We start from the raw sequence: 14,622 nt of genomic DNA, 5'->3' as shown, positions 1-14,622 counted from the left end.
GCCCCGCGCTGGGCTGCGAAGCAGCCCCAAAACCTGCCGGCGCGATCTATCTGACGAAACGCGGTGTTCTTGATGGGGCCGCTTCGCAGCCCAGCGCGGGGCAAGCCCGCTCACCACAAAAAGCTTTCTTGCCACCCACAAGCAGGCTGATCACAAAAAGCTCACTTGCCACCTAAGAACAGGCGAACTCCTGTGTTTGGCAGGCTTCTTACGGTGAGCAGTGGCTTTTGTGGTGAGCGGGCTTGCCCCGCGCTGGGCTGCGAAGCAGCCCCAAAACCTGCCAGCGCGATCTATCTGGCGAACCCCGGTGCTCTTGATGGGGCCGCTTCGCAGCCCAGCGCGGGGCAAGCCCGCTCACTACAAAAAGCTTAGTTGCCACCTACAGCAGGCTGACCACAAAAAGCTTATGTGCCACCTAAACGCAGGCTGACCAAAAAAAGCCCGCAAATCACAAGAGCGGACGTGCTTTGTGCTGCTGTTCCTTCTTGCCGATTCAGGAACCTTCAGGGCCCACAGGGCTCACTTGTTAGGTCGCCCTGTTTCATTGCCGAAAGGAATCCGCATGCTGTCAGCCTCGCCAGCCATTCCCCAGTACGCCCCCGTCGAACGCGAACTCAGCCTGCGTGCCGTCGTCACCGGCACCGTGCTCGGTATTTTGCTCACACCATCCAATGTGTACGCCGGCTTGAAGATCGGCTGGTCGTTCAACATGTCGATCATCGCCCTGCTGGTGGGTTATGCGATCTGGCAAGGCCTGGCTAAGCGTTCCACCGAGCAACTGCCGTGGACCTTGCATGAGAGCAATATCAACCAGACCGTCGCCTCGGCCGCCGCTTCGATCATCTCTGGCGGTTTGGTGGCGCCGATTCCGGCCTACACCTTGTTGACCGGCAACCAGTTAGACGCGTTGCCGATGATCACCTGGGTGTTCTCGGTGAGTTTCCTGGGCATTTGGATCGCCTGGTACCTGCGCCCCTCGTTGCTCAATGACAAGGCGCTGAAGTTCCCCGAAGGCATGGCCACCCTGGAAACCCTGCTGCACATCTACAACCACGGACGCGAAGCCGCGACACGTTTGAAGGTGCTGCTCAGCGCCGCGTTGCTGTCCGGATTGGTGAAGTGGGTGGACACCTTCATGTGGGCCTTTCCGCGCTGGTCGCCGACAGCCTCGTTGGAGCGTCTGACCTTTACCGCCGATCCTTCGCTGTTGCTGCTGGGGTTCGGCGGCATTATCGGTATTCGCGTCGGCCTGACTCTGCTGCTCGGCGCCTTGATTGCGTGGGGTGGCCTGGGCCCGTGGCTGCTGGCACAAAACCTGGTGACGTTGCCGGCAGACAGCAGCGGCCCGCAATTCGCTGCATTGGTGGAATGGTTGCTGTGGCCCGGTGTGAGCCTGATGGTGTGTTCCACCTTGGCCTCGCTGACGATTCGTTTGTGGGCGTTGCGCTCCTCCACTAAAGCTGACGGCGGCAAGATGTGGAGTGTGCCCAAGCCCGGGCCGGCCGCTGGTTTTATCCTGTCGATAGGCTTGGTAGTCAGTCTGCAAGCGCTGTTGTTCGGCATCAATCTGTGGATGGCATTGCTGACCATTCCCCTGGCGATCTGCCTCGCGGCCGTCGCCGCCCGCGTGGTGGGTGCCACCGGTATTCCGCCGATTGGCGCCATCGGGCAATTGTCCCAACTGAGCTTCGGCATCGTTGCTCCCGGCCAGGTGCCGATCAACCTGATGAGCGCCAACACCGCTGGCGGCTCGGCGGGGCAATGTACGGACTTGATGAACGATTTCAAGGTGGGCAAAGCGATTGGTGCTACGCCGCACAAACAAGTGATCGCGCAGATCCTGGGGATTTTCATCGGCAGCATCGTTGGCGTGTTTGCGTACCTGGCGCTGATTCCGGATCCGCAGTCCATGCTGCTTACCGAAGAGTGGCCGGCGCCCGCGGTGGCGACGTGGAAAGCCGTGGCGCAAACCCTGACCCACGGGCTGGATTCATTGTCGACGAGCATCCGCTGGGCGATTGCCATTGGCGGCGGTGCAGGCGTGTTGTTGGGCGTGCTCGACAGCCTGTTGCCGGCCCATCGTTCCCGCTACTTGCCGAGTGCCGCCGCGTTGGGGTTGGCTTTTGTCCTGCCGGCTTCGGTGTCGTTGATGATGGCGATGGGCGCGGTGCTCACCTGGTTGGTGAGTTGCCGTTGGCCAAGTATCACTGAGCGCTTTGCGATTACCGCAGCGGCGGGGTTGATTGCCGGGGAGAGCATTACCGGGGTGGGCGCATCGTTGTGGCAGATGGTGGGCTAGTCGCACACCCACCGTGCCCGGGTTTACTTAGTTGGCAAATGCATACTCGCCGCCCTGTTCCAGCGCCTGGCGATACGCCGGCCGCGCCTGGAACCGCTGCACCCACGCTGACAAGTGCGGGTACGCCTGCAACTTGCCCTGGGCCTTGGCGATTTCGCCGATGAAACTCATCTGGATGTCTGCACCGCTCAGCTCATCACCCAGCAGATACGGCGCGTGCCCCAGTGCATCGTTCAGATAGCCCAAATAGTTGGCGACCTCGGATTCGATGCGTGGATGCAACGGTGCACCGGCATCCCCCAGGCGTCCCACGTAGAGGTTAAGCATCAGCGGCAACATGGCCGAACCTTCGGCGAAATGCAGCCATTGCACGTATTTATCGTAGTCGGCCGAGGCGGGATCGGGTTGCAGGCGGCCGTCGCCATGGCGGCGGATCAGGTAGTCGACGATGGCGCCGGATTCGATCACCACATTGGCACCGTCTTCAATCACCGGGGACTTGCCCAGGGCGTTGATTGCCTTGAGTTCAGGCGGTGCGAGGTTGGTCTTTGGGTCGCGCTGGTAACGCTTGATTTCGTAGGGCAGGCCAAGCTCTTCCAGCAGCCACAGGATGCGCTGCGAGCGTGAGTTGTTGAGGTGGTGAACAATGATCATGGGAACTCCACGGGGCAGGGGGTGTGCATCAACAGACCGCTGGGCTGGCGCAGAGTGCCCCAGATCCCAGCGTCCTGGCGTTGGGCTGATCAGCGCACGACATCCAGCGCGGTGTATTGATTCACGTAGTGGAACTGGCTCGACGTCGACTCCAGCGTCAGGGCCACGCCCAAGTCCTCGATAAACGCACGCGAGGTCTTGTAGTCGCCCTGGTCGCACTCAAGCTTGATGGCGTCGCCGGTCAAGGAGGCAAACACCTGGCGCGCCGGGAAGCGCTCACCCACCTTGCAGATCAATGAGGTGTCGGTGGGGGTGTCGGTGGGCTTGGCGGGGACGTTCAGCATCTGCATGTCTGCGCGCAAGATCTGGCCAGGGGCCCAACTGCTCGGCACTTTCAACTCGACTGCGAGGGTTTGCAGCACTCGCCCATCGCCGACGCCGTTCATCTTCGACTTCAACTGGATCAAGTCGGCGAGCACCAGTCGATCGACGTTGAAGGCGTTGCCGTACACCTCATTCTTCTTCAGCAAGCCGCCGTCGGCGGTGAAGGTGACCGAAGTCGGGCTGTCCTGGCTGCCGTCGCCTTTCTTGGACAGGTAGGAGTAGCTCAACCTCTTGAATTTCGGCTGCAACAGCGGTGAATCAAGGCGTTGGAGCACGCTGGCAGGTACGTCGACATCGTTGATGCTGGTTTCTACAACGGTACGCGGGTAGTCAACCGGTGCAATGTCCGGCCGCAGCCAGGCCAGCAGCGCAGCATCGACGCCGCCCTGTACCGAGCAACTGACGCGTGTTTGCTCGCCATCGGGTTCGACGATCAGCACGCGCTCAACGTTGCGTGTGCCCGGTGCCTTACCCGGTTGCGGTTTGATCGCCTGCCAGCGGTCGCCGACCTTGAGTTCACTGCGAATATAAGACCCGTCGATTTTTTGCAGCCGCGCGGGCACGTCCAGCAGTGGTGCCAGGTGCTGGGCCACCTCGTCCACACCGCCTTGCACGACAAAACCCCAGTAATAGTAGCGTCCCAACTGATCGAGGTCGGCGGCCTCGTCGGCGTACGACAACAGCTTCAGGCCTGCGATGGGCGGCGCGCTGACGGGCACCTGATTGGCTTGGCGGTCGGCACGGTTTTTAACGGCGATCCAGGTGAAGTCCTTGTCCTGCTTGAGCGGCGCATAGGCCTGCCACGCGGCGCGGTGCGTGTTCAGGCTGCTGAAGAAGGTCGCGTCGCAGCGCGTGAAGGCCTTGAGCGTCTCGGTCAATGCGGCGTCGTCGGCGTGGGCGATGGCGGGCAGCAAGAGGGCAGAAGCGAGAAGCAGGGCGGGCGACTTCATTGAGCGGGATTTCCGTATCGGGGCGGGAGGAGGGCATTATCCAGAGATTACGAGGCAGCCACTAGCGTTGCAGGCGCACACGCCAATCGCCACCGTGCTGGCGCTGGCATTCCTCTTCAGAGTCAAAACGCACACAGCGGTCAACCTGTACGGGCGCTACCTCGGCGTCATCCAGCGCCGCAGCGGTCAATTCACGCATGCGCTGGTCGACACCGGTCGCAAGGGCGTGGTCCTTGTTGGCGTGCGTATCGAACACCCAGATCACCTGCAGGCTTTGGGGAAAGGCTGTGTAATCGACAGTGTGGGTCAACCATTCGAAGCCGGGGATTTCGGCTTTGGCGGTTTCGCAGGCGTCGGTCAGGGTGGCGACGAGTCGGCGCTCAATGCGGGCGCTGTCGCGTTTGGTCGGTGGCATAAGGGCTCCGGGGGTGCAGGAAAAACAAACAACGGCGCGACAATGGCAGAACCTAGGGCCCTTTTCCACGTCCAACCTCGCGACATTCACGCCTGAAGGATATGGAATCCGTGACCAAAGCTTTTGCCGCACTTGCCTTTCTCCTCCTCGGCGCTTGCACGCAGTACCGCTACATCCACCCTGAAACCCCACAGGGCCAGCAGTGCGTGGCCGAACTGGATGCCAACGTCAACGCCTGCGAACAGCGCGCAAAAGACAGCGCCGAGGGCCAGCGCGTGTTGGATGAGGCGCAAAGAAACAGCTACCAAACGTGCACTCATCAATTTTCGTCGAGCGCCTCGAACCCCGATCCGTGCTCCGGTTTGAAGCCGAGCGGCGTGGCGTCAGTGCAGAGCAACACCTGTCGTGAAGGCTATACCGACAAGTTCATCGCCTGCGGCGGACGGCTGGAAGAGATCAAGGACAAATAACCCGCAATGGACCAAAAAGCCCAACTGATCCTACTCGCAGAGCAGGCCACCGAGGACCTGTTCCGCTGGAGTCGTTTTGTCGCCCATACCGAGTTTCTGTGGCAGGACATCACCCTGGTCACCGACGCTGACGCTTGGCAACGCCAGTGGTTTGAGCTGGAAATCGTCAACGGCCTGGCGTTATCTGAGTGGGAAGAAGACGGCCGACCGAATGATTGGTCGGCGCGCTGGCGTGAAGGCTATCAGCAGGAGGCGGTTGAGTTGGTGAATGAGCTGCTGGGGTTGCTGGGGGCCGCGACGTTTCAGATCCACTGATCATTCTCGGCAGTGCGCTCACCCCCTTCATGCCCGGTGTTCAGGATGCCGCGTGGTTCGATCATCATCAGCTTGGCTTCGCCGTCGGCCGCCGTCCTGTGTTCGACGCCACGCGGCACCACGTACAGCTCGCCCGGAGCCACATACACCGGGCCGTCCGGGAGGTCGATACGCAAAGTGCCTTCAAGCACCAGAAAGGCCTCATCGGTTTCCGGATGCGAGTGCCAGATGAATTCGCCTTCGATCCGCACGACCTTGAACTGGTAGTCGTTCATTTGCGCGACCACTCGCGGGCTCCACAGTTGATCGATGAGCGAGGCTTTTTGGGTGAGATTTACCGGGTGCTGGGCCATGGTGGATCCTCGGGTGGGGTGGGAGATCCAAGGCTACTCACGTTGCGGGTCAGTGGGCTTGTACGATCCTGCAAGGGCAACCATGAAGCTGTCAGGCACGAATGGGGAGCGCCAAGCCAAACAGCACAAAAAAACCACCACAGACTTTATTGAACCGGCGCCCGGTCCTCGCCAACCAAGGCCTGATCCGGTGCGCCGCGCTGGCGACCAGATACTCAACCACAAACTCCACCCCGGCGTAGGTCAGTGCGATGGCAGCCGTCTGGGCGATCAGGCTCCTGTGCGGATCCAGGAACGGTGGGATAAACGCGGTAAACAGCAGCAACGCCTTGGGATTTGAAAGGGCCGATACCAGGCCTTGGCGCAACAGTGACCAACCGCTGAAGCCAGCCGTATCGGCAGTCTCAAGCGTCATCGGCGCAGCCCGCCACAGTCCGAAGCCCAGCCAGATCAGGTACAGCCCCCCGGCCACCTTCAGCGCGTTGAACCACGCGGACGACGCCTGAATCAGTGCGCCCAGGCCCAGCGCGCAAAACGAAAGCACCACCGCAAAACCGAGCACTCCGCCGGTGATGGTGAACAGCGTTTTGCGGCGCCCGTGAATGGCACCATGGGTCAGCACCAATAACGCATTGGGCCCCGGCACGACTGCGATACCGCAGCAGGTAAACACATAGAGCAACCAGGTCTCGAATGGCATGTTCAAATCCCGCAGTGGTGATTCAGGCGAATCATCATTAGGGCTGGGCGGTTATCCTGAAAAGCGCATAATTCACATCGCAGTCATTCGATTAACGCATAGAGGTAGCCCCATGCTCGCCAGCGATCTGCAGATTGATTGGCTCAAGTGCTTCGTGGCTGTGGTGGATGCTGGTTCACTGTCGGGTGCTGCGCACGAGGTGAACCGATCCCAGTCCGCCGTCAGCATGCAGATGAAAAAGCTTGAAGCCGCGCTTGGACGGCAACTGTTGAACCGTGGTCCGCGCCACCTGCAACTGACCGCTGATGGCCAGACGCTGCTGGGCTATGCCCGCCGCCTGCTCGCCCTGCATGCTGAAACCCAGGCGGCTTTTCATGGGGAAGCATTGACCGGTCGCATCCGCCTGGGCGTCGCCGAGGACTACGCGGCCAAGTACCTCACGCCGCTGCTCAAGCGCTTTGCACCGCGCTACGCAGGCGTGGACATAGAGCTGACCTGTGAGCAGTCGACCACCTTGATCCCGCGTGTGCGAAGCGGCGATCTTGACCTTGCACTGGTGTCCAGGGACTCGCCGCAAAGCGGCACGTTTCTGTTCAAAGAACCCATGGTGTGGGTGGGCTCACCGCAGTTCGAACTGTGGCGTCGAGAGCCGGTGCCTATCGCTGTTTACGAAAGTGAAAGTCTGGCTCGGCGTTATGCGGTCGACTCACTGACCCGCCAGGGCCGCCAATTCAAAGTGGTCTACAACAGCTCAAGCCTCGCTGGCCAAGTGGCCGCCGTCGAAGGTGGACTGGCAATTGCCGCGATCACTCAGTGCAGCGTGCCGGCATCGCTGCAGGTCTTGGGCAGTGAGCAGGGGGTGGGGAACATTGCGCCGATGGAAGTTTCGATCTTGCGCAGCCGAGCTTCTCGCGGGGCCAACGCCGTCAATAGTCTTCACGCGTTCATCATCAGTGCGCTGAGAGGCTAGGCGGGTCACTGAGCTAAAGGTTGCTCCAGCACCGTCGATAACCTTGAGGAACCCGCCAATCATGGACCGATTAAATGGCTCTCTCCGTCAGTTCCGCCTATCCCTCGCCGGCCAATGTCACCCTTGCGCCTTCCAACCAGACGCTTACGCCCCAGCCGCTGACGGATGTCGCCAAGGAAGCCCTGGCAAACGCCGCGCCAGCCGCCATCTACCATCCCAGTGAAGACACCAGCACCACGTCGAAACCACTGGAGGTCGTCGACGTCTGGGTGGGTCGCTCTGAATCGCCGGAGTACCCTCGGTTCGCCGAAATCTTCAAAGGTGCGCACAACACGTTGAAAGCCTCTTTCCAGGCCTTCCAGTCAACTCTGTCGACTACAGCCCCCGACCTTGCCAGCAAAAAATACGGCTTCACCGTCGACGCTGACGGCAGTCTGAAAGTGCTCAATACCGCCGGCCAGCTCAACAGCTCGGACACCCAGCGGCTCACGGATCTGCTCAACAAATCCCTGGGTCTCAAAACCGCAGCCGTCGCCTACCGAGATGCTGCCATCGACATGACAGACGCCAGCTCGCCCTGGTCCGGCAGCATCATGGGTTACTACAGCCTGACCCAGGAAAACTTCGCCAGCTCCCTTGATTTGGCGCCGCTGTTCAAAGACACGCATAGCATGGTCCCTGCAGAGTTCAGGGATGCGAAGTTTTTGACGCAGTTGGCCTATAAGGGTGAGCGGGCGACTCAGCAGACGGAAGCGGCGATGTATGAGCGGCGTGCGGCGCAGCGGTTCAGTGCGCAGGCGTGAGTCGCTTGGGGTTTTTTTGGTGAGGTGCTTTTTTGGTGCGCTGATCTCTCATGGTAAACGGGCTTTCTGTGGTGATCGAACTTTGTGTGTTGAGTAGGCTCTCTGTGGTGAGCGAACTTCGTGTGTTGAGTAGGCTCTCTGTGGTGAGCGGGCTTGCCCCGCGCTGGGCTGCGAAGCAGCCCTAAAACCAGGCACTGCGGTTTTTCTGAGAAGTTGGGGTGACCTTATTGGGGCCGCTTCGCAGCCCAGCGCGGGGCAAGCCCGCTCACCACAAGAAGCCCTCTCATCACAGAAGCCTGTTCACCACAGAAGCCTGTTCACCACAGGAAAGTCTGCTTACCGTGAGTCGCTTGGGTTTTTTTGTGTTGAGTATGCTTTCTGTGGTGAGCGGGCTTGCCCCGCGCTGGGCTGCGAAGCAGCCCTAAAACCAGGCACTGCGGTTTTTCTGAGAAATTGGGGTGGCCTTATTGGGGCTGCTTCGCAGCCCAGCGCGGGGCAAGCCCGCTCACCACAAGAAGCCCGCTCACTACAAGAAGCCTGCACATCACAGGAGAGCCCGCTCACCCTCCTGACCGACTTGGATGAAGTCGGCCCAATTCATAGCCAGGGAAAACCCAAGATGCGTGGCGCACTCGTTAACAGTCTGATGCTTCTCACCATGGCGATATCCGGCGCCGGATGCACCACCTACGCGTCCAGGCCAATCATCAACGACGGCGTTGACGCCGCCAAAACCGAAAGCATCCCAAGCTTCACTTATGAAGTTGACGCGCCCTGGAAGGACAGCCGCTTCGGCAAGCGCGCCTACCAGGCCACACAAGAAATAATCCCGGCGGCGCAAGACATCAGCTCAGCACCGCTCGCGTCGTCGCGCCCTGTATTAGCCATAAAAATCTCGGAGTTTTCATCGGGCGGCGCGTGTCCGCAGGAGTACCTGACGGGCTTGAGTCTTGGCTTGATTCCCAGCTGGTGTACCCGGCCTACACTGTTCACGTTTCAGTTCATGCTCAATGGCAATCACGGCGTGTGCAGGCAGAAAACCTATTCAATCAGTGCCCAGACGTTTTCACATATCACCGCGATTCCATTTGCCATGCTCGATACCCGGGACCAGCCACTCACGCTGTATCAGGCAGCGCTGAAAGACTTCCTCCAGCCAGCACAATGCGCGACGCCCTGACACCGGCTTCAAATAGGCCTGTCCACCACCCGCGCATTCCACAGGTCCCGATAGCGCTCCCGCCAACCGGGACTGCTTTGATCCAGCCACGTCAGCGTCGCGTCAATGGTGTCGTCGCTGATGACGAAGTGATTGATGTGCTCCGCGATCCGTTCCTGCGACACGTGCAGCAAGTCCAGGTAGGCATTGAACGAGTCCGCCAGCACCACGTACTCATCGCCTTGCTGGCGACGACCCGTCCAGGCAGGCAAACCTGCGACCATCGCCCCCACATCCTGGCGCCCCTCGCGCAGGTCAAGTAACAGCACGCTGGCGCCGCCATCGCGGCCGATCGGCAATAACCCTGTCGCGGGGAAGCCAGGTTGCTTGCGCAGTTGCTCCAGTTCAAAGGGGTTGGATTCATACTGGTCGCTGGGGTCCAGGCCATACAGCAAGAAACTCAGCAGCTCTTTATCGCCATTGCTCATGGTCGCCAACACGTCGTATTCCACGGTGGCGCCGTTGCAGGTCTTGAGAAACTGCCGGTAATCGTCCGGCAGGCGGGCGCCTAGAGTGGCTTCCAATTGCGCGAGGGCGTGGTCGGATGCGCTTTCTCGGGTGTCGTCGAAGATCAATCCACGGTAGTCAGTCATTCGGGGCTCCCAGCACCTTAGTAAAAATCATAATAGAGCGCCCATTCCCCGGTTTGGTTGTGCTTCCAGAACATCAGGCTGCCACTGTCGATCACGTTGAGGTTGATCTTGGGGTCCGACGAAATCTGGAACACAAACTCGAAACCTTCACCCGGATCCACCCCCGACTGGCAGAACGAGGGGTAACCGCCGATCTTGTGTTCGTAAGTATGGGTGATCAAGTCGTAATAGCTCTGTATCTCGCCGGCGCGCTCCAGCGTGAGAATGGCTTGCTCAAGGTCCGCGGGGACACCGCCGCCATCCCACAGTGGGAAGTCCTCCGGCACCGCTTCTGCCTTCAACGGGAAAGGTTTGAGAAATGTGCCCGGTACCGGCAGCGCCTTGCGCACCAATACGTCATCGGGACCATATTCGCGGATCACCCAGTTATTTCCCATCGGCTCAAAGTCTTCAGGAAACGGGTCCGAGATAAACACCGTCAGCACACGAACCCCCGCCAGCAGCGGGCTGTTGAAGGGCAGGGCGGGCAGGTAAAACTGCGCGTAGGGCAGCAAGGGTTGTCCGGCCTGATTGGTGGGTACGCCTTCATCCGGGCGGAACAGGAAGACATTCCCCAGCCAGCTTTCTTCATCGGTGCCGAGAGGGCGAAAGCCACCGGCCATGAACTTCACGGCGGGGCGGGCCAGGCGTTGCTTGATTTGTTGAATGTCCATGTCGCTGTAAACCTTCCTTTTGCTACAGGCACAAAGGCCGCAGATTAGCAGTGCGCGGGCGCGGTGCCCAATTGGTCTCCTTCACGAGTTGGATTTCAGCCGCCCCAGAATCGCCGTACGCAAACACCCCCAGGCGATCACGCCGATAATCAGCACCTCGGCGACACCCACCAGCACATTGAATGAAAACACCAGCGGCTGCTCGGCCCAATAGAAGCTCGTCGAACCCGATCGAATGCCACTGACCCGCAGCCGCCCGGTAAACAGCGCGCGCACCAACGCGATCACATGCGTCAGCTCCAGCACCGCCAGGAAAACACCCAGCAGGGACAGCAGGGCGCGTGCGGGCCTGCCGAGTTTGTCGGTGGACTCAGCCACGGGTGCCGGCCCCTCGGATTTGCGCCGCCGGGCCACCTTCGCCGGTGATGGCTCAGGCCTGTAGGGCGCCGCGGCCGCCGACCCAACGTGCACCTCAGTGGGCACGGCCACGTTCAGATAGTCAGCCAGTTCTCGCAGCCACATATCGGTGCGTGTGCTCCCCGGTATCACGGGCACGTTGTCGGTGGTCAAGCGCTGCTCGGTGCCGTCGCGCATCACTAGCCACAACTGGGTGTTGGCCGGCTCTGCCTGTGGACGGCGGCGCAGTTCGAGGTGGTGGACTTTATCGATGCTGAAGGTTGACTGCACACGCTCGCGGCCACCGAAAAAGTTTCGAGTGCGGCGCTTGCCTTCGCCGTTAGCCCGCGACAACAACAAGCTCTCGCGGATGCCGGTGTACACCATCAGCAGCAGGCCAAGGGCAGGAATGAGCAGCAGGCCGAGCACGATCAGCAGCGAGGTCAGCGGGTCCATGTCCGCCCACTGCGAGCTGCTATCGGTGAGCCAAAACACGACGAAGGCCAGTGGCAGGGTGAACGCCATTGCGCCTGTCAGCAGTACCAATGCGCTTTGCACCCCGTTGCGCGAGTGGATGTGCAAGTCACCCTGCGCGGTGCGCTCGAAGCGATGCCCAATCAATATGCAAATCTCCTGAAGCGCCTTGAGGGGCAGCGATTGGCGGCCGAGGTCGGCATTAACGCCATGGAGAATACCTTAAGCCGAGAACGCCACGCGTTTCCCCGCCCGGAATGCCAGGTAGCGGTGATATTCAAGGGTGAACGCTGGGTTCGGTGTGTCGTTAGCGTGGGTGTAACGCACCACACCTATCGTGTCGCGCATTTGCCGTGCGTCTTCGCCCTTGAGTCCTCACACGATGCCTGCTCAGGCGCGCGGTGATGCGGTGCCGAGCGCTGCATGACAATGAAATGCCATGATGAAGGCATCTTGAGTTTTAAACCGGTTGACTCGCAAACACCCCTTTGCAGGGCATATCGGTCTACCATGCCATCCCCCGGCAGTGGTTCCACGCGCTACCGACCTCTCTCTCGCAAGGTATCGCCTCATGTCCATCGACCAAATCAGCCTCCCCAAGGGCGTCGGCCCGCATGCCACCAAGCTACTCGACGCCATCACCGGCGCGTCCACCCATGAAGAACTCAACCGCGCAGGCGGTAAGGCGGAAGGGTTTGTGTTGGGTCTGGAGGCTTCCAAGGCCATCAAGAGCCAGATCGCTGAGTCGCTGTATGTGGCTTATGACGATGCGGCGAGTCATCGGGCCAGTGAGTTGAAGGGGTAAACCTCAACGCCCTCCCTGATGTTGTACAGTCGACTTCCACCAAAGGGCTGATTAACTCAGGGATCCCATGACATTGACCGTCGACACCTTGCTCAACCTGGCCATGGCCAACCCCATCAACGCCGAAATCACCGCGCGTCTGCCCGACCTCGGGGTGGAGCAATGCATGCTCACGGCGGGATGTCTATTCCAGGCGGTGTGGAATCATCAGTCCAATCTCCCTGCCGCGCAGTGCGTAAAGGACTACGACGTTTTCTACTTCGACACCGACTTGTCCTACGAGGCCGAGGACGCTGTGATTCGCAGGGCCGAGCAGTTGTTCCAGGATTTGGGCGTGAATGTTGAGGTCAAGAACCAGGCGCGGGTTCACCTCTGGTATGGGCAGCGGTTTGGCCGACCATATCCGCAGTTGCACTCGGCTAAACAGGGGGTGGACCGTTACCTGGTGGCGGGGACGTGCATCGGGTTGGAGATCGCCACCGGTGAGGTGTATGCGCCCTATGGGCTGGCGGATGTGGAGCAGGGGATTCTTCGGATTAACCCACTGCACCCGGAGCCGGAATTGTTTGCGCGCAAAGCCAGGAGTTATCAGGTGCGGTGGCCGTGGCTGAGGATTGTGGAGCCGGTTTGAGCACCGTGCAGTCCATTTTTGTGTGGTTGATTGAATTTATCTGCGGCGGTTTGAGTCACTGATGCTATGCGTGGTTTTCTTTCAACCGACCTCAAGGACCGACCATGACCTTCTTCATCTTCCTGCTCGCCTGCGCCGCCGCGGCCAGCACCGGCATCCTTTTCAAACCTGGCGCCTGGTATGAATCCCTCGTCAAACCCAGCTTCACCCCGCCCAATTGGCTGTTCCCGGTCGCGTGGACGATTATCTACCTGCTGCTGGCCTGGGCCGGTTATCGCCTCACACTGATCCCAGGCAGCGAAATGGTATTGGCGCTGTGGGCTGCGCAGATCGCATTGAATACGTTGTGGACCCCGGTGTTCTTCGGCGCCCATCGCATCTTTGCGGGGATGGTGATTATTGCGGTGCTGTGGGTAACGGTGGCGACAATGGTGGTGATGGCGGTGCGTCTGGACTTGATCACCGGCTTGATCCTGTTCCCGTATTTGGCGTGGCTGTGCGTAGCGGCGGCGTTGAATTTCTCGATCCTGCGGAATAACCGTTGATGGCCCACCAACCTTGGCCGGCCAGCGAGGCGGATTTGGCCCAGATGCGCCGCTTCAGTCAAAAGCTCGCCTGGATGCCGCGCTTCAAGATCCGTAACCGCGTGACGCCGCGTTTGATCCAGGGGTTGTTGCGCGTCAGCCAAACGCTCAAGAAGGCGCCAGCGGCGCAGTGCAAGATCGTCGACAACGTCCCCGTACGCATCCTGCGGCCAGTCGGCAAGCCTAAAGGCGTGGTGCTGGATATCCACGGCGGCGGCTGGGTGATTGGCAATGCGCAGATGGACGACGATCTTAACCTCGGCATGGTTAACGCATGCGACGTGGCGGTTGTGTCGGTGGATTACCGGCTGGCGGTGGATACGCCGGTGGAAGGGCTGATGGAGGATTGCCTGGCGGCGGCGCGCTGGTTGCTCTGTGAGGATGAGTTCAAACAGCTGCCGGTCATCGTCGTCGGCGAATCGGCCGGCGGGCACCTTGCGGCGGCGACGTTGTTGGCGCTCAAGCAATGGCCGGAGTTGCTCCAGCGTGTGAGCGGCGCGGTGCTGTATTACGGTGTTTACGATTTGACCGGTACGCCGAGTGTGCGCAACGCCGGGCCGGAGACCTTGTTGCTAGACGGACCAGGAATGGTCGATGCGCTGCGCATGCTGACGCCAGGTCTCAGCGATGACGAGCGCAGAAAGGCGCCGTTGTCGCCGCTGTATGGCGACTTCGACGGCCTGCCACCGGCGTTGATGTTTGTGGGTGAGTTGGACCCGCTCAAAGACGACACACTGTTAATCGCTGAACGGTGGCCACAGGCAGAGGCCCATCTGCTGCCGGAGTCGGCCCATGGATTTATCCATTTTCCGGTGGCGATGGGCGAGGCGGTGTTGGCGTATAGCCGACGATGGATCTCGACGAGGATCAGTGGTGAATAGGTGTTTTGGTCGG

General features: G+C 60.4%; 19 protein-coding genes. 10 read left to right on the top strand and 9 right to left on the bottom strand.

Annotation, left to right across the window (positions count from 1 at the left end):
• Positions 1–562: 562 nt before the first annotated feature.
• Entirely contained in the window at positions 563–2,299 is a 1,737-nt protein-coding gene (locus G9Q84_RS24780) for an OPT family oligopeptide transporter (RefSeq protein ID WP_181644233.1), read from the top strand.
• 27 nt (positions 2,300–2,326) lie between these two features.
• Here G9Q84_RS24780 and G9Q84_RS24775 read toward each other — a convergent pair whose 3' ends face one another.
• From G9Q84_RS24775 to G9Q84_RS24765, 3 genes are all read right to left on the bottom strand, one after another.
• Positions 2,327–2,953, bottom strand: coding sequence for a glutathione S-transferase family protein (locus tag G9Q84_RS24775; protein WP_032885879.1), 627 nt, complete (start codon positions 2,951–2,953; stop codon positions 2,327–2,329).
• 89 nt (positions 2,954–3,042) lie between these two features.
• Positions 3,043–4,287, bottom strand: coding sequence for a hypothetical protein (locus G9Q84_RS24770; RefSeq protein WP_095185537.1), 1,245 nt, complete (start codon positions 4,285–4,287; stop codon positions 3,043–3,045).
• A 61-nt stretch (positions 4,288–4,348) separates the two neighbouring features.
• A complete protein-coding gene (locus G9Q84_RS24765) occupies positions 4,349–4,702 on the bottom strand; it encodes a hypothetical protein (protein ID WP_181644232.1) in 354 nt (117 codons plus the stop codon).
• A 110-nt stretch (positions 4,703–4,812) separates the two neighbouring features.
• On the opposite strand from G9Q84_RS24765, the gene G9Q84_RS24760 reads away from it, so the two are divergent.
• Positions 4,813–5,172 carry a hypothetical protein gene (locus G9Q84_RS24760; protein ID WP_143499393.1) on the top strand — a complete coding sequence of 120 codons (360 nt, stop codon included), beginning with the start codon at positions 4,813–4,815 and terminating at the stop codon, positions 5,170–5,172.
• A 6-nt stretch (positions 5,173–5,178) separates the two neighbouring features.
• Positions 5,179–5,487, top strand: coding sequence for a hypothetical protein (locus G9Q84_RS24755; protein WP_181644231.1), 309 nt, complete (start codon positions 5,179–5,181; stop codon positions 5,485–5,487).
• Here the strand turns inward: G9Q84_RS24755 and G9Q84_RS24750 are convergent.
• Both G9Q84_RS24750 and G9Q84_RS24745 read right to left on the bottom strand, forming a co-directional pair.
• Positions 5,475–5,840 carry a cupin domain-containing protein gene (locus G9Q84_RS24750; RefSeq protein WP_032885870.1) on the bottom strand — a complete coding sequence of 122 codons (366 nt, stop codon included), beginning with the start codon at positions 5,838–5,840 and terminating at the stop codon, positions 5,475–5,477. The two genes, G9Q84_RS24755 and G9Q84_RS24750, sit on opposite strands and share 13 nt — an antisense overlap.
• 91 nt (positions 5,841–5,931) lie before the next feature.
• Positions 5,932–6,540 (bottom strand): LysE family translocator, encoded by a 609-nt coding sequence (locus G9Q84_RS24745; RefSeq protein WP_181644230.1) that lies wholly within the window; start codon positions 6,538–6,540, stop codon positions 5,932–5,934.
• A 112-nt stretch (positions 6,541–6,652) separates the two neighbouring features.
• On the opposite strand from G9Q84_RS24745, the gene G9Q84_RS24740 reads away from it, so the two are divergent.
• The 3 genes from G9Q84_RS24740 to G9Q84_RS24730 all read left to right on the top strand — a co-directional run bounded on the left by G9Q84_RS24740 (position 6,653) and on the right by G9Q84_RS24730 (position 9,493).
• Positions 6,653–7,510 carry a LysR family transcriptional regulator gene (locus G9Q84_RS24740; protein WP_032885868.1) on the top strand — a complete coding sequence of 286 codons (858 nt, stop codon included), beginning with the start codon at positions 6,653–6,655 and terminating at the stop codon, positions 7,508–7,510.
• A 74-nt stretch (positions 7,511–7,584) separates the two neighbouring features.
• Entirely contained in the window at positions 7,585–8,313 is a 729-nt protein-coding gene (locus tag G9Q84_RS24735; protein ID WP_099603109.1) for a hypothetical protein, read from the top strand.
• Positions 8,314–8,932: 619 nt separating this feature from the next.
• A complete protein-coding gene (locus tag G9Q84_RS24730; protein WP_181644229.1) occupies positions 8,933–9,493 on the top strand; it encodes a hypothetical protein in 561 nt (186 codons plus the stop codon).
• Positions 9,494–9,501: 8 nt separating this feature from the next.
• On the opposite strand, the gene G9Q84_RS24725 is transcribed toward G9Q84_RS24730, so the two are convergent.
• From G9Q84_RS24725 to G9Q84_RS29560, 4 genes are all read right to left on the bottom strand, one after another.
• Complete coding sequence (locus tag G9Q84_RS24725) at positions 9,502–10,125, bottom strand: SMI1/KNR4 family protein (protein ID WP_181644228.1); 624 nt, start codon at positions 10,123–10,125, stop codon at positions 9,502–9,504.
• A gap of 17 nt (positions 10,126–10,142) precedes the next feature.
• Entirely contained in the window at positions 10,143–10,838 is a 696-nt protein-coding gene (locus G9Q84_RS24720) for a DUF1963 domain-containing protein (RefSeq protein ID WP_181644227.1), read from the bottom strand.
• An 81-nt stretch (positions 10,839–10,919) separates the two neighbouring features.
• Complete coding sequence (locus tag G9Q84_RS24715; RefSeq protein WP_181644237.1) at positions 10,920–11,858, bottom strand: hypothetical protein; 939 nt, start codon at positions 11,856–11,858, stop codon at positions 10,920–10,922.
• 72 nt (positions 11,859–11,930) lie between these two features.
• Positions 11,931–12,056, bottom strand: a complete 126-nt coding sequence (locus G9Q84_RS29560; RefSeq protein WP_274603011.1) for a hypothetical protein — start codon at positions 12,054–12,056, stop codon at positions 11,931–11,933.
• A 223-nt stretch (positions 12,057–12,279) separates the two neighbouring features.
• Here G9Q84_RS29560 and G9Q84_RS24710 point away from each other — a divergent pair, with 223 nt between their 5' ends.
• The 4 genes from G9Q84_RS24710 (at position 12,280) to G9Q84_RS24695 (ending at position 14,609) form a co-directional block, all read left to right on the top strand.
• Complete coding sequence (locus G9Q84_RS24710) at positions 12,280–12,513, top strand: hypothetical protein (protein WP_032885861.1); 234 nt, start codon at positions 12,280–12,282, stop codon at positions 12,511–12,513.
• Positions 12,514–12,580: 67 nt separating this feature from the next.
• Positions 12,581–13,144 carry a nucleotidyltransferase family protein gene (locus G9Q84_RS24705; protein WP_181644226.1) on the top strand — a complete coding sequence of 188 codons (564 nt, stop codon included), beginning with the start codon at positions 12,581–12,583 and terminating at the stop codon, positions 13,142–13,144.
• A gap of 104 nt (positions 13,145–13,248) precedes the next feature.
• Positions 13,249–13,689 (top strand): tryptophan-rich sensory protein TspO, encoded by a 441-nt coding sequence (gene tspO / locus G9Q84_RS24700; RefSeq protein WP_032885858.1) that lies wholly within the window; start codon positions 13,249–13,251, stop codon positions 13,687–13,689.
• On the top strand, positions 13,689–14,609 hold the full coding sequence (locus G9Q84_RS24695; protein ID WP_181644225.1) for an alpha/beta hydrolase fold domain-containing protein: 921 nt from the start codon (positions 13,689–13,691) through the stop codon (positions 14,607–14,609). The genes tspO and G9Q84_RS24695 overlap by 1 nt, the downstream gene beginning before the upstream one ends.
• Positions 14,610–14,622 lie beyond the last annotated feature (13 nt).

The sequence above is a fragment of the Pseudomonas sivasensis genome (assembly GCF_013778505.1).
Taxonomy (GTDB): domain Bacteria; phylum Pseudomonadota; class Gammaproteobacteria; order Pseudomonadales; family Pseudomonadaceae; genus Aquipseudomonas; species Aquipseudomonas sivasensis.
Note: the sequence above shows the minus strand (reverse complement) of the source record. Positions and strands in the feature narration are given on the sequence as shown.